Source organism: Nitrosospira sp. NRS527 (assembly GCF_018406445.1).
Lineage (GTDB): Bacteria > Pseudomonadota > Gammaproteobacteria > Burkholderiales > Nitrosomonadaceae > Nitrosospira > Nitrosospira briensis.
This window is the reverse complement of record NZ_AP024515.1, coordinates 1,360,625-1,380,751: the sequence shown is the minus strand read 5'-3', so window position 1 is coordinate 1,380,751 and position 20,127 is coordinate 1,360,625. Positions and strand designations below refer to the sequence as shown.

22 protein-coding genes are annotated in these 20,127 nt (G+C 52.9%); 8 read left to right on the top strand and 14 right to left on the bottom strand.

Annotated features, from left to right (window positions below; genetic code table 11):
- Positions 1 to 5 precede the first annotated feature (5 nt).
- The 3 genes from KJS40_RS06150 to KJS40_RS06140 are packed head-to-tail and all read right to left on the bottom strand — an operon-like array spanning position 6 to position 2,693.
- Entirely contained in the window at positions 6 to 896 is an 891-nt protein-coding gene (locus KJS40_RS06150; RefSeq protein ID WP_213539468.1) for a metal ABC transporter permease, read from the bottom strand.
- On the bottom strand, positions 896 to 1,753 hold the full coding sequence (locus tag KJS40_RS06145; protein WP_213539467.1) for a metal ABC transporter ATP-binding protein: 858 nt from the start codon (positions 1,751 to 1,753) through the stop codon (positions 896 to 898). Before KJS40_RS06145 ends, KJS40_RS06150 begins: the two co-directional genes overlap by 1 nt.
- Positions 1,725 to 2,693, bottom strand: a complete 969-nt coding sequence (locus tag KJS40_RS06140; protein ID WP_213539466.1) for a metal ABC transporter substrate-binding protein — start codon at positions 2,691 to 2,693, stop codon at positions 1,725 to 1,727. The genes KJS40_RS06145 and KJS40_RS06140 overlap by 29 nt, the downstream gene beginning before the upstream one ends.
- 395 nt (positions 2,694 to 3,088) lie before the next feature.
- On the opposite strand from KJS40_RS06140, the gene KJS40_RS06135 reads away from it, so the two are divergent.
- The 4 genes from KJS40_RS06135 to KJS40_RS06125 all read left to right on the top strand — a co-directional run bounded on the left by KJS40_RS06135 (position 3,089) and on the right by KJS40_RS06125 (position 6,739).
- Entirely contained in the window at positions 3,089 to 5,272 is a 2,184-nt protein-coding gene (locus tag KJS40_RS06135; RefSeq protein ID WP_213539465.1) for a TonB-dependent receptor, read from the top strand.
- A gap of 209 nt (positions 5,273 to 5,481) precedes the next feature.
- Positions 5,482 to 5,943 (top strand): nickel-responsive transcriptional regulator NikR, encoded by a 462-nt coding sequence (nikR, locus tag KJS40_RS06130; protein ID WP_025039571.1) that lies wholly within the window; start codon positions 5,482 to 5,484, stop codon positions 5,941 to 5,943.
- Between the two features lie 164 nt (positions 5,944 to 6,107).
- Positions 6,108 to 6,230 (top strand): hypothetical protein, encoded by a 123-nt coding sequence (locus tag KJS40_RS15460; RefSeq protein WP_280520249.1) that lies wholly within the window; start codon positions 6,108 to 6,110, stop codon positions 6,228 to 6,230.
- Complete coding sequence (locus KJS40_RS06125) at positions 6,227 to 6,739, top strand: carbonic anhydrase (protein WP_244859723.1); 513 nt, start codon at positions 6,227 to 6,229, stop codon at positions 6,737 to 6,739. The genes KJS40_RS15460 and KJS40_RS06125 overlap by 4 nt, the downstream gene beginning before the upstream one ends.
- A gap of 323 nt (positions 6,740 to 7,062) precedes the next feature.
- Here KJS40_RS06125 and KJS40_RS15455 read toward each other — a convergent pair whose 3' ends face one another.
- Together KJS40_RS15455 and KJS40_RS06120 are read right to left on the bottom strand one after the other, a co-directional pair.
- A complete protein-coding gene (locus KJS40_RS15455) occupies positions 7,063 to 7,164 on the bottom strand; it encodes an aldehyde dehydrogenase family protein (protein ID WP_280520248.1) in 102 nt (33 codons plus the stop codon).
- Positions 7,161 to 7,346, bottom strand: coding sequence for an aldehyde dehydrogenase family protein (locus KJS40_RS06120; RefSeq protein ID WP_280520247.1), 186 nt, complete (start codon positions 7,344 to 7,346; stop codon positions 7,161 to 7,163). The genes KJS40_RS15455 and KJS40_RS06120 overlap by 4 nt, the downstream gene beginning before the upstream one ends.
- A 171-nt stretch (positions 7,347 to 7,517) precedes the next feature.
- On the opposite strand from KJS40_RS06120, the gene KJS40_RS06115 reads away from it, so the two are divergent.
- The 4 genes from KJS40_RS06115 to KJS40_RS06100 all read left to right on the top strand — a co-directional run bounded on the left by KJS40_RS06115 (position 7,518) and on the right by KJS40_RS06100 (position 11,204).
- A complete protein-coding gene (locus tag KJS40_RS06115) occupies positions 7,518 to 8,159 on the top strand; it encodes an NAD(P)-dependent oxidoreductase (protein WP_213539464.1) in 642 nt (213 codons plus the stop codon).
- A 149-nt stretch (positions 8,160 to 8,308) separates the two neighbouring features.
- Positions 8,309 to 8,758 carry a DNA starvation/stationary phase protection protein gene (locus KJS40_RS06110; RefSeq protein WP_213539463.1) on the top strand — a complete coding sequence of 150 codons (450 nt, stop codon included), beginning with the start codon at positions 8,309 to 8,311 and terminating at the stop codon, positions 8,756 to 8,758.
- Positions 8,759 to 9,209: 451 nt separating this feature from the next.
- On the top strand, positions 9,210 to 10,478 hold the full coding sequence (locus tag KJS40_RS06105) for a M20 family metallopeptidase (protein ID WP_213539462.1): 1,269 nt from the start codon (positions 9,210 to 9,212) through the stop codon (positions 10,476 to 10,478).
- A 66-nt stretch (positions 10,479 to 10,544) separates the two neighbouring features.
- Positions 10,545 to 11,204 (top strand): trimeric intracellular cation channel family protein, encoded by a 660-nt coding sequence (locus tag KJS40_RS06100; RefSeq protein WP_244859722.1) that lies wholly within the window; start codon positions 10,545 to 10,547, stop codon positions 11,202 to 11,204.
- A gap of 288 nt (positions 11,205 to 11,492) precedes the next feature.
- On the opposite strand, the gene yut is transcribed toward KJS40_RS06100, so the two are convergent.
- The 9 genes from yut to KJS40_RS06055 all read right to left on the bottom strand — a co-directional run bounded on the left by yut (position 11,493) and on the right by KJS40_RS06055 (position 20,013).
- Positions 11,493 to 12,455, bottom strand: coding sequence for an urea transporter (yut, locus tag KJS40_RS06095; RefSeq protein WP_244859721.1), 963 nt, complete (start codon positions 12,453 to 12,455; stop codon positions 11,493 to 11,495).
- Positions 12,456 to 12,580: 125 nt separating this feature from the next.
- Complete coding sequence (ureG, locus tag KJS40_RS06090; RefSeq protein WP_213539460.1) at positions 12,581 to 13,234, bottom strand: urease accessory protein UreG; 654 nt, start codon at positions 13,232 to 13,234, stop codon at positions 12,581 to 12,583.
- Positions 13,235 to 13,255: 21 nt separating this feature from the next.
- Positions 13,256 to 13,939 (bottom strand): urease accessory UreF family protein, encoded by a 684-nt coding sequence (locus KJS40_RS06085; RefSeq protein WP_244859720.1) that lies wholly within the window; start codon positions 13,937 to 13,939, stop codon positions 13,256 to 13,258.
- Complete coding sequence (ureE, locus tag KJS40_RS06080; protein ID WP_213539459.1) at positions 13,940 to 14,476, bottom strand: urease accessory protein UreE; 537 nt, start codon at positions 14,474 to 14,476, stop codon at positions 13,940 to 13,942. It lies immediately after the preceding gene.
- Positions 14,477 to 14,677: 201 nt separating this feature from the next.
- Positions 14,678 to 16,384 carry an urease subunit alpha gene (gene ureC / locus KJS40_RS06075; RefSeq protein ID WP_213539458.1) on the bottom strand — a complete coding sequence of 569 codons (1,707 nt, stop codon included), beginning with the start codon at positions 16,382 to 16,384 and terminating at the stop codon, positions 14,678 to 14,680.
- A 36-nt stretch (positions 16,385 to 16,420) separates the two neighbouring features.
- Complete coding sequence (locus KJS40_RS06070; RefSeq protein WP_025039557.1) at positions 16,421 to 16,729, bottom strand: urease subunit beta; 309 nt, start codon at positions 16,727 to 16,729, stop codon at positions 16,421 to 16,423.
- Between the two features lie 32 nt (positions 16,730 to 16,761).
- Positions 16,762 to 17,064, bottom strand: coding sequence for an urease subunit gamma (locus KJS40_RS06065; RefSeq protein ID WP_025039556.1), 303 nt, complete (start codon positions 17,062 to 17,064; stop codon positions 16,762 to 16,764).
- Positions 17,065 to 17,412: 348 nt separating this feature from the next.
- Positions 17,413 to 18,354 carry an urease accessory protein UreD gene (locus KJS40_RS06060; RefSeq protein ID WP_213539457.1) on the bottom strand — a complete coding sequence of 314 codons (942 nt, stop codon included), beginning with the start codon at positions 18,352 to 18,354 and terminating at the stop codon, positions 17,413 to 17,415.
- A gap of 360 nt (positions 18,355 to 18,714) precedes the next feature.
- On the bottom strand, positions 18,715 to 20,013 hold the full coding sequence (locus KJS40_RS06055; RefSeq protein WP_244859719.1) for a hypothetical protein: 1,299 nt from the start codon (positions 20,011 to 20,013) through the stop codon (positions 18,715 to 18,717).
- Positions 20,014 to 20,127 lie beyond the last annotated feature (114 nt).

The following is a 20,127-nucleotide window of genomic DNA, read 5'->3' as shown; positions in this document are numbered from 1 at the left end:
AGCAGTCAACTGCCGGATTTAGGTTTAAGGGTTTCCAAACGGCTGTGATGCTGAAAGCGCCTGCGCAACATGCGTTTCTTACGGACAGGTTTGAGCAGCAGTGATAAGCAGAACAACAAGGCGCTAAACAGGACAATGGCGGCGCCAGAGGCAATATTCAGGATATAGCTCAGGTACATCCCGGTAACGCCCGTAACGGCCCCTATCAGAACCGAATAAATCAGCATGCGGCTGAAGCTGTCAGTCATCATTCGGGCCGTCATTGCAGGCGCAATAAGCGTGGCGGCAATCATGGTAACGCCGACTACGTTCATGGACGCGATGATCGAAAGCGTGAGGAGAATCGAAAACGCCAATTGAACAGTGCCCGTTTTGATACCGAATATTCGCGCCGCTTCGTTATCGAACGTGGAAAAGAGCAACGGCCTATACATGAAAAACATCGAGATCATGGCCACAACGGTCACCAATCCGATAATCACTAAATCCTGGTCGGTTATGCCCAGAATATTACCGAACAGAGCCGCCTCGAAGCTCTGATTAAAACTACGCGACTTGCTGACGATAGCCACACCCAGGGCGAACATCGCGGTGGTGACAATCCCGATGGCAGCGTCTGGCTTGATCTTGTTATTTTTTGTGATCTGGTTGATGACTACCGCAGCCAGCAGGCCCATGGCCCCTGCACCGGCATAAAAATTAAGATTTAGCGTAAACCCTACCACTGCACCGCCAAATGCCGCATGCGACAATCCATGACCCACGTAACTCATGCCGCGCAGTATTACGTATACGCCTATCAAGCCGCATAAGGCGCCTACCATCAGCCCAGCCAGAAGGCCGTGCCGAAAAAATTCATACTCCAGCGGCTCTAGAAGGAATAGAAAGAATTCCATTACCGGCCTTCACCCATAAGGTTTAGCGGCGTGCTGTTGGCGATGAGGAAGTACCCGTTGTGCTTCACTATGACGATATCGCCGCCATAGGTTTTCGTAAGGATTTCGTTGGTGAAAATATCGCGTGGCTGGCCTTGCGCCACCACACCGTTGTTGAAGCAGATTACCCATGGCAGGTGTGAAGCCACTGCGTTGAGGTCATGCGTTGTCAGCAAAATGGTGATGCCTTCGCTGTTGATATCGCTTAGCAGATGCAATATTTCATGCTGGGTTTTGATATCGACACCCGAGGTGGGTTCATCCAGCACCAGAAGCTTCGGGTTATTGACCAGCGCACGTCCGAGGAATGCGCGCTGGCGCTGGCCGCCGGAAATATTCACGATATGGTGGTGCAGACAACCGTAAATGCCGAGTCTGTGGGCCAGTTCATGAATGCGCTCACGCTCTTCCTTGCTGGACCAAGGCAAGATGCGCTTGCTGGTGTAGAGACCCATCATGATCACTTCTTCCACCGTGACGGGAAAGCTCCAATCCACGCTTCCCAACTGTGGCACATAACCTATGGTGCCCGGCTTCACGTTCCCTATGCAATCCCCGTTCAATTGCACATTGCCTGAGTCAACGGGATGCGTTCCTAGAATGGTTTTCAGCAGCGTTGTCTTGCCGCATCCGGTGGGCCCAACAATACCTGCAAACCGACCCGCAGGAATTTCCAGCGAAAGATTTGCAAATACCACATTGTGTTCATAGGCGGCGGTAACACCGCCCAGCCTGACCGCGAGATTTGGCCGCAGCCCAGGGGTTGACCCGGGGATCCCAGGGATTGGCTCAGGGATTGATATTGCTTGTGTCGACATTTGCGATGCAAGCAGGATCGCCGCCTAGTGATTCGGCCATGAGGGCCATGTTATTTGCCATCATGCCTATAAAAGAGTTATTGGGTGGAGCAGGCAGTTCGTCATCCGAAAGCTGATCAATGAACTTTACGCCGGTTTCACGCGCGATTTGCTCCATGACCTTGCTGGGAAAAACCTCGGAGCCAAAAATGGCGGGCACCTTTTCCTTTTTTATCTGCTTGATGATATGAATGATTTCTTGCGGACCCGGCTCGGAAAAATCGGAAGGCTGAATGGCTGCGATGACCTTCATGCCGTAGCGAGGGGCGAAATAGGCAAACGAATCATGATAGGTGACCAGTTTTCGGTTCTTCTCCGGAATGGTCCCGACGCAATTAAAGATTGCATTGTCCAATTTCTGGAGCTTTGCCAAATAGACCGAGGTGTTCGCAAGATAATTCTCCTTATGCGTCGGATCCAACTCAATCAATTTGTCCCGGACGAGTTCCGCATAACGCATCGCCAATGCAATATTCGGCCACAGATGCGGATTGGGATGCCCGTACTCGCGGGGAAAACTGAAATCATACCGCCACTCCTCCTTCCGCAGCGTTTGATTACCCAGTCGCAAGATCGGGGTTTTCGCTTTTTTCACCTTTTCCGCCAACTTCACGGTGGGTAATTCAAGGTCCAGGCCATTTACGATGATGATATCGGCCGACTGCAATATTTTCGCATCCGTGGGAACAGGCTCAAAGGTATGCGAATCGGTTCCATCCGGAACAATGCCAATTACTTCGGTATAAGCACCACCGACATTCTGGACAATATTTGTGATAGGAGCGACGGTGGTGACAACATTGATTTTTCTATTCGAGTTTGAGGAATGGACTGTGCTGGATGAAGCCAGAATTAGCAGAAACGATAAAAATGTGATGGCAGGACGGATCGATCCATTCATGGAAATTCCCAATTTTTCAGGATATCGAGTGACTTGCTAGTTTAACTTTTCATGATGGATATGAATAGTTATAAATATTTCATACACAGAGAAACAGGGAGTTACAACGCTTGACATAAAAATCGCCGCCATGATTTAATGTATGAAGATTTACGAAATATTCATACAACTCGCTCTAATTCAGCTTCAAACATTTCCTGGCAGGGGATGACACAAAAACAAGTAAATATTTGCGAGAGTTCGCAAATGCCTGTCACGAAACCGGGTCGATGCACTCATCCGGGCATACATTGCGTTTCACATAGCGCGCACGCTCGGGAAACATCTGTTTTAGCTAACCTCATTTCCTGCAATTTGCGATCCTGCCAGCGACATTTCCCTGGCGCGGCGTGGGTATGTTGATCGCACGCTTATTCCTGTCGGCTTTACCTCTTTTTTTCAGTAGCGGCAGTGCTTACGCAGAGCAGGCCGCGGATGCCGCTACCGTCAAACCTGAAACCTCGTCAAAACACGCGGTATCTGTAGTCAAGCTGAAGGAGGTCGTAGTACTGGGAAAAGAACGTGGCACCAGCCTTATCGGCGAAACCCAGTCCGCATCGCAGGGGTTTATCGGTCAAGAGCAGATTAAAAATCGTTCGCTTTCACGGGTCGGTGAAATCGTCGAGTTCATTCCCGGCATGATTGCCACCCAGCATAGTGGCGATGGTAAAGCCAATCAGTATTTCCTGCGGGGATTCAATCTTGACCATGGTACCGATTTCGCTACGTTTGTGGACGGTGTGCCGATTAATCTGCCTAGCCATGCCCACGGGCAGGGTTACATGGATCTGAACGGTCTTATTCCGGAATTGATAGACAATGTTCAATATGGAAAGGGCCCTTACTATGCGGATCAAGGGAATTTTTCCGCAGCCGGACATGCCAAGATGACAACCTTCAACTCCCTCCCTCAAGGTTTCGCCAAGTTCACGGGTGGATCATTCGGCTTTTACCGTGGGGTGGCAGCCAATTCAAACCGAATGGGGGATGGTCATCTGCTCTATGCGGTAGATGCGAATACTTATGATGGCCCCTGGGTGTTGGCCGAGCATGCCCTCAAGTTCAACGGCATGCTCAAATACAGCCTCGACAAAGGTAACTGGGGTATGAGTGTAGGCATTAAGGCATACCATGCTGACTGGCGTGCCACCAATCAGATACCGCTGTTTGCGGTTAATGATGGCTTGATAAACCGCTTCGGCAATATAGACCCCACCGATAATGGAAAAACCGGGCGCTATACGCTTCATGGTGACTGGTGGCAAAAAGAGAAGGACTATCGGCGGGACGCATCCTTTTATCTGGTTAAATACGACCTTGATCTTACCTCCAATTTCAGTGGCTTTATCAACTCGGTCGCCGACAATATCGTACTTCCGGGAGGAATAATTCCAAGTGACCAGATGAATCAAAGGGAATCCCGCATCTATTTCGGCGGCAGGGCCGAGCAAAGCTGGTTCAACAAGGTGGCCGGTTTCGATATGATTAATACGCTAGGCGTGCAGGTACGTAATGACATGAATCGCGTGCTGCTGAACAACTCGAACCGGGGAGTCGTTTATCATAATGTGAGCAGAGATCAGCTCACTGAAACCAGTATCGGCCTATATCTGCAAAACCAGACTTACTGGTTGCCCAAACTCAGGACTATTGCAGGCCTGCGTGGGGATATATTCAATTTCGACGTACATGCCTTCACCGTCCCGCAAAATTCCGGCAACAAGACCGACGGGTTGTTCAGCCCCAAGCTGAGCGTTATTCTCGGCCCCTGGTACGACTCCGAAATTTACCTTAATGCTGGCGAAGGCTACCATTCCAACGACGCCCGTGGCGTAACCGCGACTGTAAATACCAATCAGATAGGCAACAATAATTTTGCGCCTCAATTGGCCGCCAATGGGCTGGTGCGGGCCAGGGGTGCGGAAGTCGGTTTCCGTACCGAGGCCATCAAAGGATTGAAATCCACCCTGGCAATCTGGTATTTGCATTCGGCCTCGGAACTGGTATTTAGCGGCGATGCGGGCACCACGGAAATGAGCGGCGCAAGCACCCGCTACGGTATTGAGTGGGCCAATTTCTACAAACCCGTTAATTGGCTGACCCTGGATGCCGATTTTTCGCTTACTCATGCACGCTATGACCAGGCTCAGCTAAATCAGGCCAGTGATCCTGCAAATCAGGCATATGGATTTCACATTCCTAATGCAGTAGGGCGTACGATCAGCGCGGGTGCAACCCTGAATTTACCTTATAATTTCTTTACTACCCTTCGGGTGCGCCATTTCGGCAATGTGACGGTAGATACCAACAATCCCGTTGCCCCCTATAGCACAACTATCGTCAATCTCTCGACAGGGTATGAGATGCGTAGAAAATTTAAAATCCAGCTTGATGTATTGAATTTACTTAACGCCAAAAACTACGATATCGCTTACTATTATGGCTACCAGACAAGCCCGGCGTCCACAGCGAAAGACGGTATTGTGTTCCACCCTATTGAATCGCGTATGTTCCGCGTCAGCTTGATGTATCAATTTTAAACCCAGATAATTCATTCGGACGCGAGATGATGGCGAGGCAGGTTGCGAGACAGTTTTGCCGGTTGAGAGAAGACCATAGCTTGGTCTATGGACCCCGCGCAGGTAGCAAAAATGCGGCGAAAATGGCCGCCAGCACTTGCGTAGGCTCGCAGAGCCGCCTAATGAATTTATCTGGGTTAAAGTTATCGCCTCCTTCTTGAGTAAGAAATATGGAACGACTCACCATATCGCTGGATAACCAGCTCTCGGAACAGTTTGACGAATTCATACGCGCGCGCGGCTATACCAATCGCTCGGAGGCGATGCGCGACCTGATACGCGACCAACTGGAGACCGCTCGGCTGGAAAAAGGAGGTGGGGGGCATTGCGTCGCCACACTCAGCTATATTTACGATCACCACGAAAGCGATCTTGCCAGCCGTGTTACCTCGATACAGCACGATCATCACGACCTTACATTGTCCAGCATGCATGTGCACATGGACCATGATAACTGTCTCGAAGTGGTCATTCTGCGAGGCACGATTCAGAGCGTCAAAGATTTTGCCAACCTTGTCATGGCTACGCGCGGCGTTCGGCATGGCAAGCTACACATGGTGCCGGTCGAAATCAGGCAAGAAAGGCATTCGCACGCTTCCGCGCCGCATACTCACAGCAATCCGCTGACCTGATCATTCGATAAGATCAGTTCACAGCCGTGGAAATACTTGTAATATATCGCGGTCATGTGCGACGAAAAGAACGCCAACCTTCATCAGGATTCAAGCAAACGCTAGTTTCTGAAGCGGGTCGCAGCCTCTGCTCTCGGTGCAGTATAGCCGGGGCAACTGGAAAAATGGCTTTCGCTGCAAAAGTCAAAATGCCGCCCTTGCCCGAAAATGTGATGACGCCCGATGCGGCATTGGAACGATTAGTGGCGGGAAATGCACGTTATGTAGCCGGGCAATCACGCCCTTGAATTTCAGCAATGATCGAGCAGCCTTGGTCAGCGGGCAGAATCCCTATGCCAGCATTTTAAGCTGCTCCGATTCGAGGGTTGGTCCGGAGTTCTGTTTTGATGAGCAGCGCGGCGATCTGTTTGTGGCTCGGGTGGCCGGTAATTATTTAACCACGGATTTTGTGGCGACTCTCGAGTATGCGGCAGCTGTATTGCATACGCCGCTGATCATGGTGCTTGGTCATGAAAGCTGTGGCGCTGTCCGGGCAGCCATTGATTCCGTTGACAACAACACACAGTTTCCCAGACATATTCAATCCATGGCAAGTGCGCTGGCGCCAGCAGTCAGGGCAGCTGCAACCTTGCCAGGGGAGCGCTTTGAGAATGTGGTTAAAATGAACGTCATTCGCAATGTGGACAAGCTGAGAAAACAACCGCCGACTTTGAGCCGCCTGGTCGCGAAAGGGAAAGTTCTTGTGGTGGGCGGCGTATACAGCCTGAAAACGAGAGAGGTTACACTGGTGGCCTGAACGATTTGTATGCGGGAACCTACGGTATAAAAATCTCACCTGGGAATTGACTACAAAAACGTGGCCTGCCAGCAAGCGGATCAACCGAATCTGCTTCTGTTGCTTTTCGGAATTGCATGAAAGGATTAGCGATTACGCCGAGCTACTTTCGACCAAAAAACTGACGGCACACGCGCCACGCGAAAAATCTACACCAGAAGAAATTGAAATAAGGCTTACTCATAAACATGCATCAACTCGACGCAAATATGCTGCACACGAAGGTTATACGCCTACACCAAAGCAACTGGAACGAGGCGCGACGCGTTTCTTTTGCGGACCGCTCATCGTGAGTGTCCAATATGTCGGCCAACCTTGGTCGAACCCGTAAAAGAAATCAGGCGTGGTATCGGATGCAAGATGAATGCATCGCCTATCTCTTTCACGTCTCCGCTATCTCTTTCACGTCTCCGATAATGACATTCGGAAGACCGGGCGGCAACCCCGCTTCCTCATAAATCCTTGCGATCGGCAACCTGACCGTAACAAGCGTATCCTCCGTCGGCTTGATCGCGACGCCATTGCCAAGCGCCAACGCGGACCCAATCGAACGGTAGGATAAATACATCGGAAAATTCCATGGGCTGATGACCCCGAGTATGGGCGGCCGCTTCCATTCATCGCTCGTTGTTCGGCTATGCTATAAATAACTTTAATGCTGATCGTCCGTGGCCGATCTATCCATTCTGAAATAGCGCCCAACCTGACCGGCGTCGAACCTGACCGAAAGGGGAACGATATGAAAATAGCACTATTGGGAGCAACGGGTTTCGTCGGTTCCGCGCTGTTGAAAGAGGCGCTCGACAGAGGGCATTCAGTCACCGCGATCGTGCGCCACCCCGAGAAGCTCGAAAAACGGGATCGGCTCAACGCAAAAGCCGGGGATGTGTATGACACAGCACTTCTTGCGGCCTTGCTCAGCGGGCATGATGCGGTGATCAGCGCTTTCAATCCCGGCTGGAAGAATCCAGACCTCTACGACGACCAGGTGCGCGGCACAACATCGATCATCGCGGCTATAAAGAAGGCCGGTATCCGGCGTGTCCTCTGGGTGGGCGGGGCCGGCGGCCTGGAGGTCAAGCCAGGCGTGCGCGTGGTGGACGGCCCCGGCTTTCCGGGCTGGATAAGGCCGGGCTCCTTGGCAACGATTGATGCGCTGGAGCAATTGCGAAAGGAGCCGCAACTCGAATGGTCCTATCTGGCCCCTTCGGCAAATATGCAGACGGGCCAGCGCACCGGCAAATTCCGCTTGGGAGGCGATCAGCTCCTGCTCGATGCCAGCGGCCAGAGCAGCATCTCGGTTGAGGATTATGCGGTCGCGATGATCGACGAACTGGAACACCCCGCGCACATTCGGCAGCGCTTCACTGTCGGGTACTGATAGCGGAAGGAAGATTCGGCGATGATCCTTGCAGGCCGGGTTAGCACGGTCTCATCCTGATTCATTTATTTGTTTGTTTATGAGCCGGAGCAATACCAAGCTGTAATCAGAAACCCTCAACAACCAAGGAAAAAACATGAAAAAATCCATTGCTGCAAAGAAGCAAAACCTCAATCTCCAAAAATGGCCCCTGGCTACCCGCTACCGACCTCGAAGCGGCGGCGACCAAAGATTTCGCGGCAGCCATGAACACCATCCTGGCGGATGTGTACGCGCTTTACCTGAAAACCAAGAGTTTCCATTGGCACATGAGCGGGCCGCATTTCCGGGATTACCACTTGCTGCTGGATGAACAGGGCGACCAACTTTTCGCAATGACCGATCCCATTGCCGAGCGCATCCGCAAGGTGGGCGGGTCCACGCTCAGGTCGATCGGCCACATCTCTCATAGTCAGCGCATACTGAACAATGATGCCGACTACGTCGAACCGCTGGATATGCTTGCCGAATTGCGTGAGGACAACAAGACACTTGCTGCCCGCTTGCGCGAGGCCCACAACGTCTGCGAGAACACCGCGATATTGCCACCACCAGCCTGATCAAAGTCTGGATCGACGAAACCGAGCGGCGCACCTGGTTCCTGTTCGAGGCCAGCCGCCGAGGGGATGCAACCGGACATTAGCAGGAAAATAAGCGGTCAATAACCGCATTCGGGGTAAGTATAAGTATTAATGATTCAAAGGATTTGGAAATGAGCGCACGTATTGTCACTGCACACATTTCCAGATGAGCTTATTCACGTTTATTGAACAGCGATAATCCTTGAACCCAAATCCGGCAGTTGACCGCTCGTTTCTCACGATTAACCGTATGATTCAAAACGTGGATCGCGCGACGGGAGCACCGTTCTCCGGCTTTCCAGGAATCATGCACCTTATCCCGTCCTGGTCTGCTTTCGTCGACTAAAAAATGGAGCATAATGTTATAGATGGCGCTTGGCGCGGTTCGCACTGCAAGTCTAACGGCAATTTTTGAAGAAGGAATTCGAGCATGAACATGCAACCCACGAGCTCTTCTGGAAAGGCACTTGCCGGGCTGCAGAGCCTGCTGCCGGATCTGGAGGCGTTATATACCGACTTGCATGCCCATCCGGAGCTGTCGATGCAGGAATCGCGGACTGCAAACTTGGTCGCGGACCGGCTTCGCGCGGCTGGGTATGACGTGACGAGTAGGGTTGGAAAGATCGGTGTCGTGGGACTGCTGCGCAACGGCGACGGGCCGGCGGTCATGCTGCGCGCCGACATGGATGCGCTACCCATCAAGGAAATGACCGGGCTTCCCTATGCCAGCAAGGCCAAGGCCACGAATCGCGAGGGCAAAACAGTTCCGGTCATGCACGCTTGCGGCCACGACATGCACGTTGCCTGGCTCGTCGGCGCGACCACGCTGCTCGCGCAGGCACGCGACGCATGGCGCGGCACGTTGATGGCGATCTTCCAGCCGGCCGAAGAGACCGCGGAAGGCGCCCAGGCCATGATCGACGACGGACTATTCAACCGTTTTCCCAAGCCGGATGTCGTGCTCGGCCAACACGTCATGGTCGGACCGGCTGGCAACATCGGTGGCCGTGCCGGAACTATCACTTCCGCTGCCGACAGCCTGCAGATCCGCCTGTTTGGGCGTGGCGCGCACGGATCGATGCCGCAGGCAAGCATCGATCCCGTGGTCATGGCTGCCGCGACGGTGATGCGCCTGCAGACCATCGTCTCGCGCGAGCTTGCTGCTGCCGAGGCCGCTGTCGTTACCATCGGCGCGCTGCAGGCGGGTACGAAGGAGAATGTGATACCCGACGATGCCGTCATCAAGCTGAACGTACGCACCTTCGATGCGGGCGTGCGCAAGCGAGTGCTTGCCGCCATCGAACGTATCGCCAATGCAGAGGCTGCAGCTTCGGGAGCTCCCAAGCTGCCGGAGATTACGATGCTGGACCACTACCCGCTTGGGGTCAACGATGCCGATGCGAGCGCGCGCGTCGCCGATGCTTTCCGCCAGCATTTCTCAGCCGACCGCATGCGGCAAGTCGAGGCGGCGTCGGCGAGCGAGGATTTCGGGTTGTTCGGAACCGAGTGGGACGTCCCTTCCATGTTCTGGTTCGTCGGCGGCACCGATCCCGACGTTTACGCGAAAGCCAAGGCCGCGGGTGAAATCAACAAAATTCCAACCAACCACAGTCCGTACTTTGCACCAGTGATGCATCCGACCCTGGAGACCGGCGTGGAAACGATGGTCGTTGGCACGCTGGCCTGGCTTTCAACATGAGCCGCGGCGCCAGAGGACTTGGGCCGTAAGGTGTTTGCTTCCGCTGCTTTTGACGTGGATGCTGCAATGAAGATTTTCGTGCTGGCGCTCGATCTTGCCGGCACCTTCGTTTTTGCGCTGAGCGGAGCGGCGGCCGGTGTCAAGCGCCGGCTTGATCTTTTCGGAGTCCTGGTGCTGTCCTTTGCCGCAGGCAATTCCGGAGGGATCTTCCGCGATCTGCTGATCGGCGCAATCCCGCCCGCGGCAATCAGCGACTGGCGCTATCTGGCGGCCTCGCTTTTTGCCGGCGTGCTCACGTTTTTTTGGTATCCCTCCATTAATCGACTGCGCAATCCCGTACTTATATTCGATGGCGCCGGGCTAGCGCTGTTCTGCGTTTCCGGTGCGCAGAAGGCCATCGGCTTCGGTCTCGATCCGGTCATGGCGGCACTGCTGGGCATGCTGACTGGAGTCGGCGGCGGTATGGCGCGCGATGTGCTCCTGTCTGACGTTCCTGTTGTCTTGCGATCCGATATTTATGCCGTCGCTGCCCTTGCTGGAGCGGCCATGGTGGTGATTGGCGATGCGCTGCAACTTCCGTCCGCTGCAACGACATGCGCCGGTGCAGCTCTCTGCTTTGGCCTGCGCCTGGCGGCCATCCGACACGGCTGGCATCTGCCGATCGCCCACCCGCCCGAACATCCGGGCGCGAAAATCGACGCTGCGGAAAATCGGAAGGATCGTTAGTCGGTCGACAAAAGTGGCATCACCGAGCTGTCTCTGGAATGGATGCCAGACAAATGGCGCATTGATATTTGGGAAACGCCAGACCGAGGGTTCATCGAATTTTTATCGTAAATACTTCGAACTGGCTGTCTTTTTGGCAGTGATGGACGGGTTAAAGTCGAGCGATTTATACGTGGAGCACAGTGGCGAGTACGACGACTATCGCAATCATCTGGTGAGTTGGGAAGAGTATGAGGAAGAGGTTCAGGAATACGGGGAGCCAACTCCGCCGTTCCTCCTCCCCCATCGTTACTTGGCTGAAGGTGCTGACCAATATTTGGACATTCCGGCAGCAAACAGAAACATCCACATGACCAGAACAAATGGGAATGTGAGCGTCGGCAAACCTATCGGCGTAAGAAAACTGGCAAGCCCAGCCTGGCACACCACCGTCAGTATGCCCGCCAATATGGCCAATACAGCACTTCTGCCGCTCGGTTTAAGAAAAACCCAGCCGATCGCCATCATGGTCAAGACTGGATTGAACGCATACAGCCCCATCTCAATTGCGTTCTGATTTGCCCCGAAAAGCATGGGTATGATCACACCTACCACTGCCCCACCCACCGCCATCAGCGCTCCCCGCAATGAAACTATTGCGATACCCACTAAAAACAGGATACCGACAATAACGCTATCCGCAAACATGACCTCGCCCACGCCTTTTGCGAGTGCGATAAACCATATTTCCGCTGGAAGCGTCCCCACACCCGTCACGATGGTGGGAATACCGGGCGAGGGTAAAATCGGACCCCGTGTAAAGCTGTCAAACGCGTATACCGCAACCAGGAACATCCAGCAGGTCAGGACAAATGGCGAGGTCGAGGCTGGAACGTTATAGGGATGAAGAATTCTCATGAGCGCGGCCAGCACGATACTCGATAATATCGAGGCAAGCACGACATACAGCCAGAGCTGCGGTGAATGCTCCAGGAATAGAAAAAGGCACGGACCTACCAGCGTCCCGTTGAATCCGTATAGTCCCGCGTCAATATCATCCTCGGAGAAGCCGAGAACGTAAGCCGCCAGGGTGCTACTTATCACGCCGACGGTAGCCGCAGCCCCCGCGGCCAAGCCGCCGATAAAAAGTGCCAGCAAAAAGATAAATCCAGTCACTGCGTTACAACAAAAAAATACTTGCCCGACACCTCTGAAAATTATGCGCAGCGGCCGGGGCAGCGCCGCATCTATTTTTAGTGACCACTCCATCATTCACCTCCAGAATTTTTCTTATGTGATCGCTGTATTTCTTTGCGTTGCGGTTACATGGAAAGCACGGCCATCTATTGATAATTCTGATGATGTATTGCGTAAGTAAAGCAAATAGAAGCAATTCGTCAGCTAACCGCCGTCGAATCTGTATTTCGAGACCTCATTTCTTCCAGCAACCCCTGTTTTACGATGAAATCGATGACTTCCTGAACACCTTCTCCGGTACGCAAATTGGTAAAGACAAATGGCCGGTCTCCACGCATTTTCTTCGCGTCGCGGGCCATTACACCGAGATCCGCACCGACGTAAGGTGCAAGATCGATCTTGTTGATAACAAGCAAGGCGGAACGTGTAATACCAGGCCCGCCCTTGCGCGGTATTTTTTCGCCAGCGGCAACGTCGATCACATAGATGGTAAGATCGGAAAGTTCAGGGCTGAAAGTCGAGGCAAGATTGTCGCCTCCGGACTCGACCAGGATAAGATCGAGGTCAGGAAAGTCGGCGGTCATGCGCGCTATGGCTTCCAGGTTGATCGATGCGTCCTCTCTTATCGCCGTGTGTGGGCAACCGCCGGTTTCGACACCCATCAAACGCTCGGCGGGTAGCGCATCAGCACGCAACAGAATCTCCATATCTTCTTTGGTATAGATATCATTGGTGATGACGGCCATTTCATAGCGATCACGCATTCTCTTGCTAAGCGCTTCGCATAAGGCCGTCTTTCCTGAACCAACGGGGCCGCCTATGCCGACGCGCAGGGGATTTGATGATTTTGTCATTTGTTATTTCCAGTAAATGATTCAGGACCGGTAGATCCGGCTGTATTGAACTTCATGCTGCATGGATAATAAGGACAGACCGGGCGCCCAATTGGACAACTCATCGTCCGCGAGGTGCTGCGCGTGATTTGACGCGTCTTCCAGAACGGGATGCAGGGAAAGCAGAAGGCGCTGACCCGAAACCTGTCCAAGCGGAACAGACTTCACGCAGGCCAACACCTGATTCTCAATCATGGAAAACAACATTCCAAGCAAGGCGGCTTCATGCGGTACCGCCAGTGCCTCCGCGGCACAGGCAAACGCCGTAGGCAGAGGAATCTCGGGCTGGCTCGTCAATATCTTCAGAAGCTCGTCATCCGCGAGTTTAAGATCTGCCACCAGCTTGGCGAGAGAATATCCCATCTGAATTGTTTCGGCGCGGAACTCGGCGGTATCACGCGCCGCAATGAAGCACTCCGTCCAATATGTGGCTGCCGCCATGTCCCGAGCGGAAAAAGCCTTCAATAAACGCCAAAGTACCGGCGCTTCAAAGTCCGCGACGACAGCAAGCGACTCAGTGATCCAGGCACGGGCCGAGCTCTCGTCCTTGACCACGCCGGTTTCGATGGCTGCTTCCAATCCCTGCGAATAGGTATAGGCACCGATCGGTAGCGACGGGCTCGCCAATTGCAGCAATCGAAGCAATATCGGGCTTTCCATCGTCATCTAAGTTACTTTCGAGTCCGTCGCGCGGTGAATTTTCTGATGCGCTGGAATCGGGGCTAATGGGCCATGACCGTGTGAATGACCGTGGCCATCATCGTCGTGATGATGCCCTCCACCCGCGCTGTAGGCGCCCGACTCCGGCTCGAATTGTGCATTTTCTTCAACCACCGTGGCACCGAGCCCCAACAGCATCTCTCTCAACACACTGTCTTGATAGATACGTAAAAAATCCTCACCCACCTGGGTCTGTGTATGACGATTCCCTAAATGGAAAGCGCAGCGCAATAGATTATGCAAAGTATTGCAGGTAACCCGGTAGGTCGGTTCTTGCGCCGCAACGATCTGCACCACGCGGCCATCGTCACTCTTCAGCAAGTCGTTATTGCGAAGCACCGTGCCTCGCTCGGTAAAAATGGCGACTTCCTCTCCCGAAGCAAGCTTCGTGCGCAAGCGGCTGTTTTCGCGTAATTCGTAGGGTAGGACAAGCTGAGCGGAAATCGAGTCCGCATGCTGCGTTCTGGCGTTCAATGTAAGCATTTACAGGCCTCAAAAAAAATTTTGTATTGTTACTATCTATCGCGGTGTCGGTAATAAATAGTGGGGGTGGCTCCTAAGATTTATCCTTCAAGAGGTAACAAAAACCTTTTGGCTCTGGCTAGCGCAGATCAGCGTGGAATCCTACATCCGACCCCATCCGGTCTGCCCGGCAATTCCCCAGTAAAAACGGGAATCACCTTATCAAAACAGAAAGTACCGCTGCGCCATCGGCAGGACATCTTCCGCCCCACACGTCAGCAATTGCCCATCGGCCCGCACCTCATAGGTCTCGGGATCGACCTCCATCTTTGGTGTTGCCCCGTTATGGATCATGTCCTTCTTGCGTAAATTGCGCGTGTTCTTGACCGCAATCAGGTTCTTGTCCAGCTTCAGGGTATTGATCAACCCTGCGTTGATGGCCGCTTGTGACGTAAAGGTGAAACACGATGTCTTGATACCACCACCGTATCCGCCGAACATGTATCGGTAATGTACCGGCTGCGGGGTAGGTATGGAAGCGTTCGGGTCACCCATCAAAGACGCCGCAATCATTCCGCCTTTCAGGATCATGGACGGCTTCACGCCGAAGAACGCGGGTCTCCACAAGACGAGATCGGCATATTTGCCTACTTCTACCGAACCAATCGCATGCGAAACGCCCTGTGTAATGGCCGGATTGATGGTGTACTTCGCAATATAGCGCTTGACGCGAAAATTATCGCTCCTGGAATTGTCTTCCTGCAGCGTGCCGCGCTGTATCTTCATTTTATGCGCGGTCTGCCAGGTACGCAGGACCACCTCGCCGATGCGGCCCATTGCCTGCGAATCCGACGACATCATCGAAATGGCACCCATGTCATGAAGAATATCTTCGGCCGCGATGGTCTCCTTACGGATGCGGGATTCCGCGAAGGCGAGATCTTCCGCAATGTTGGCATGCAGGTGATGACATACCATCAACATATCCAGATGTTCGTCCAGTGTATTGACCGTATAGGGACGTGTCGGATTGGTGGATGACGGCAGCACATTTTCCTGGCCGACGACCGCTATGATGTCGGGCGCGTGACCGCCCCCGGCACCCTCGGTATGGAAAGTGTGAATGGTCCGGTCTTTAAATGCGGCAACCGTGTTTTCCAGATAACCGCCTTCATTGATGGTGTCCGTGTGGATAGCGACCTGCACATCGTATTTGTCCGCAACATTAAGGCAGTTGTCGATGGCCGCATAGGTCGTACCCCAGTCTTCGTGCAACTTGAGGCCACAGGCTCCCGCCAAAATCTGCTCTTCATTGGGAGTCGGCAGGCTGACATTACCCTTTCCGTAAAAACCGGTGTTCATCACCATGCCGTCGGATGCTCTCAGCATGGAATGGATGTGCCAGGGGCCAGGTGTACACGTGGTAGCAGCTGTGCCGACCGCCGGGCCGGTACCACCGCCCAGCATGGTGGTCGTGCCATTCATCATCGCGTCTTCCGCCTGCTGCGGACAGATGAAGTGGATGTGGCTGTCGATAGCGCCCGCTGTGACAATCAGATTCTCGCCGGCGATAATTTCCGTAGCTGCACCGATGAACATCGTGACATTGGGCTGGATATCAGGATTTCCCGCTTTGCCGATCGCGGCAATCTTGCCGCTCTTCAGGCCGATATCCGCCTTGACGATGCCCCAGTGATCGATAATGACTGCATTGGTAATGACGGTATCCATGACATCAGCATGATTATGCTGAGATTGGCCCATGCCGTCACGAATCACCTTGCCGCCGCCGAATTTCACTTCTTCGCCATACGTGGTGAAATCTTTCTCGATTTCGATAAAGAGTTCCGTATCAGCCAGGCGGAGACGATCACCGGTAGTGGGACCCATCATTTCAACGTATGCCTGACGGGAAATTTTAAAAGTCATTTTTATGCTCCTCAGTAGATTATTGGCGGTGCGCTGTTATTTCAGCTTGCCCATCACTTTCTGGTTGAATCCGTAGACGATCCTGTCTCCCGCGAGTTCAACCAGCTCAACCGTACGCTCCTGGCCTGGCTCAAAACGCACGGCCGTGCCCGCCATGATATTCAGGCGCATGCCATAGGCAGCCTCCCGGTCAAACTTCATTGCGGAATTGACTTCATAAAAGTGAAAATGTGAACCGATTTGTATTGGGCGGTCTCCCCCGTTCGAGGCTTTTAATGTTTTGGTTTTTCTACCGACATTCAGCTCGATATCGCCGGGTTGCACAAATACTTCACCGGGTACCATTGGCGTTCTGGCCATAATAATCTCCTGGTTTCTTAAGGAATCGGATTGTGAACAGTCACAAGCTTGGTGCCGTCAGGGAACGTGGCCTCGACCTGGATATCGGGGATCATCTCGGGAACTCCCTCCATCACATCGGCGCGGGTCAGTACGCGAGTGCCTGCGGCCATGAGCTCCGCGACGGTATTACCGTCGCGCGCTCCCTCCAGCACCGCACAGGTGATCAGCGCGACCGCTTCCGGGTAGTTGAGCCGCAGACCACGCGCCTTGCGCCGTTCCGCCAGCAGCCCCGCAGTAAATATCTGAAGCTTGTCTTTTTCTCTGGGTGTAAGGTCCATTGCTTCCTCCTCGGTAAATTAATGGTTGTCGCTAATTCTCTGAGCACTACAATAATCCTGAATCCGATAGTTGACCGCTTATTTAATAGATCAGTGTTATGATTAATAACAATATTCCATGTTATTTGACACTCACCTTCCGGGTGAGGGCGCTACGAGGTGAATTGCACGGTTTTTGCGGCACATGGCTGCGTTGCAACTCCTTGGAATGAAACGACCATTCCGCGTCGTTGCGGCTTGCCCTGCACCCCAAAAACCGTACACTTCACCCCGTTCAACTACCGGATTCAGGATAAATCTGAACCTTTCGGGGCGAAAAAAAAGCCGCTTCCAGGAAAACGGCAATTGTCATGTATTCCACAACCGTGGCACTGCAAGCTGGCGGCCCAGCATCGCCGGACGAAGCAATCCCCAGGCATGCAACATTAATTGCCGCGCGGTTTCGCTGGAATCCCCGAGGTAGCGCGCAACCACTATCTGTTTTGATTGGCTGATGCCAAAACAGCCTGCACCATTCGCGATGGCACTGGCACCTTCGCGCGCTTCGTGCAGCAATGCGCCGGGCACCGCTTTGCCTACTGCAATCAATGTTGCACAGACCGTGCTGTCAGCAAGAACCAGAGAAGCTTTCATGGCCGGGCTGCCGCCCAGTAACCGCAGTTGCTCGAACCAGACCAGTTTGCCATCGCGATGAATGCGGGTGCGCTGCCTGATCTGGCCGCCGCTGAATGACTCGCCGAACGCGGTACGCCCAAAGCATAAGATCTCACAACTGATATAGCTCGCGTCCTTTTCCAGCAACACGTAATGGTCAAGCTCTACATGGGCATTATCGAAAAAGATCGTTTCCTGGGGCACCCACTCGAGCGAACCGCCGACGCCCACATCGAGTCTGATATTCTGCTGCGAAACATGGCCGTTGGCTTTGTACCACTTGGCTGCGCCAGGTGTGGTAATTTGCGCATTCGCGGATGCGCCAACCTTGGCAACAATCTCCAGCTCGTCTCCTCCCACCACACCGCCAGGTGGATGAATGATTACTACCTGGCAGACCTCGCGACCTTCGGGGTAAAGCGGCTTTTGCACCAGCAATGGGCCGAAGTGCTCCCGACCCATCAACCGGGTAGTGCCCGCATCATCCGCAAATCCGAGGGACAACCGCGCTAGCAACGGCACATGAGATCCCTCTGGCGTCGGTTGAGTCAAAACCTTTTGCAGAGCCGGACGATTGGAGAATGGAATGCGGTCTTGCTGAATATGAAGACCTTCCGCATGAGAAATCGAGTGCATTTTTTGGTTGCTATTGATTAATGTCCATCAAAAGGTTAAACCCACCCGCTTTCACCGGTCTAACTGGCGAGATGAGGCGCAACACCATGTCCCAAAAACAGCTGAAAGGCTTTACTTTATTCCCAATAGTGTCACAAACATATACCCGCTTGCGTGCAAAGTAAATAGCTGAGCGAAAAAATCTCCCAAAATAAGCGTATGAAAATTAAGCATTTTTTAATACAATTTACGCTCTTGCCTGAATCGGGCATGGTAACGGGGCATACCAATGCGCCCTGCATGGAAAGCAATTATTTGTACCAATCGACCGATACCAAATCATCATCGAACTCAGCCTTCGGTAAGGCGCGCTGCCGAGCTTTACATTTGCAGTTGAAAGGATAATTTGAAAACATCAACCTTCTCACCCACCACGTCGGGCGCGTAGTTAAGTCCCTTGGTGCGGAGATCGCCATGCTGGTAATAGGCCGAGATACGTGCATTGAAACCATCGATGATGTAGTTCACGCCGCCCTCGATTTCCTCGCGATTACTGCTATGGTTAGGCTGAACGCTGGTAAATCTGCCATAGGGTTGAAATTTTCCAATTCCCACATTGACCGGTATCAGGTAAAGCCCGGTGACGGTCCAGGATTTTCCGTCGAACATGCAAAAGCAACCTGGATCGGCAAAAGCGGCAGGAGCATAATTCGCATAAAACTGCTTGTATTCTCCGTTGACAGTGACTACGCCCATATTTTTAGGCAGGACTTTCTCAAAAAGGATGTCGCCGACAAGACCCAGGAAATCGCTGCGATTGGCAAACGACCCGGCTCCATTTCGCTGATATGAGGTGCCGAAAGCAAGCGCAAGAATATCCCCGGCTTTACCAAAGTAGGTGCTGCTGGTGTAATAACCAGGATTCTTTTCGGGATTCAGAAAATTGTAGGTGAATCGTCCGGCCCATAGCACGTCATCTCCCTGGTTGGGGCCGATGGTAGAGGAAGACTGGAGGCCCCGGTAAACGCCTACGGCGTAGCTCAGCGTTCCTTTGATGAAGCCGGGCTCGACACTGCCCCAGAAGGTGCCGCCATCATCACGGCCATAGCGTCCCGCCCCGCCGCTACCAAATTTAGTGCTGAAGTCCTGCGAGAAAAACGGCGTCTTGAAAGCATCGTGGGTTGCTTGAAAGAACGGACCACTCAATTCGCCCCGTTCCGTGGGCACCAGCATGCGCCCGCCCCACATATTGACATATCGGTTAACCTCGACTTTTCCTATTGCATCCAGAATATTGTATTGCATCTTCGGGCTATCGCCCGAATGCGTGTTATTACAGAAAAAGCAGTCGGTGTTAAGTTCGAACTTGACATATTGATGAACCTGCCCGTTTACGTACACACGAGCATTGTCGATGCTGAAATCATTCCTGTAATCACGATTTTCCGCCCATATCCCTGAACCGCGGAACCCCATGCCAACGGTCACCCATTTCGTCTCATCAATAGCCCACTTCGGCTTGCTCGGCATCAAATCTATGGCATTTGCCTCGGGAGATAAAGGCAGAAAACCAACCACCAGTACCGCGAGGAGTGCTACTTGAGCAAAGAAATTTTGCCGTTTCTTCCGAAGGTAGTCTTTCCATAAAGCGCTCTCAGCTGATGGTTCATAGCTGGCCATTTTGTAACTCCGTTTTTTCAGAATTCTTCATTCTTGAAATTCCTTCATGCCTATTACCCCGATCAGCATGATCATGCAGGACTTTTTAATGGGAGTCATTAAAAAATATCCACA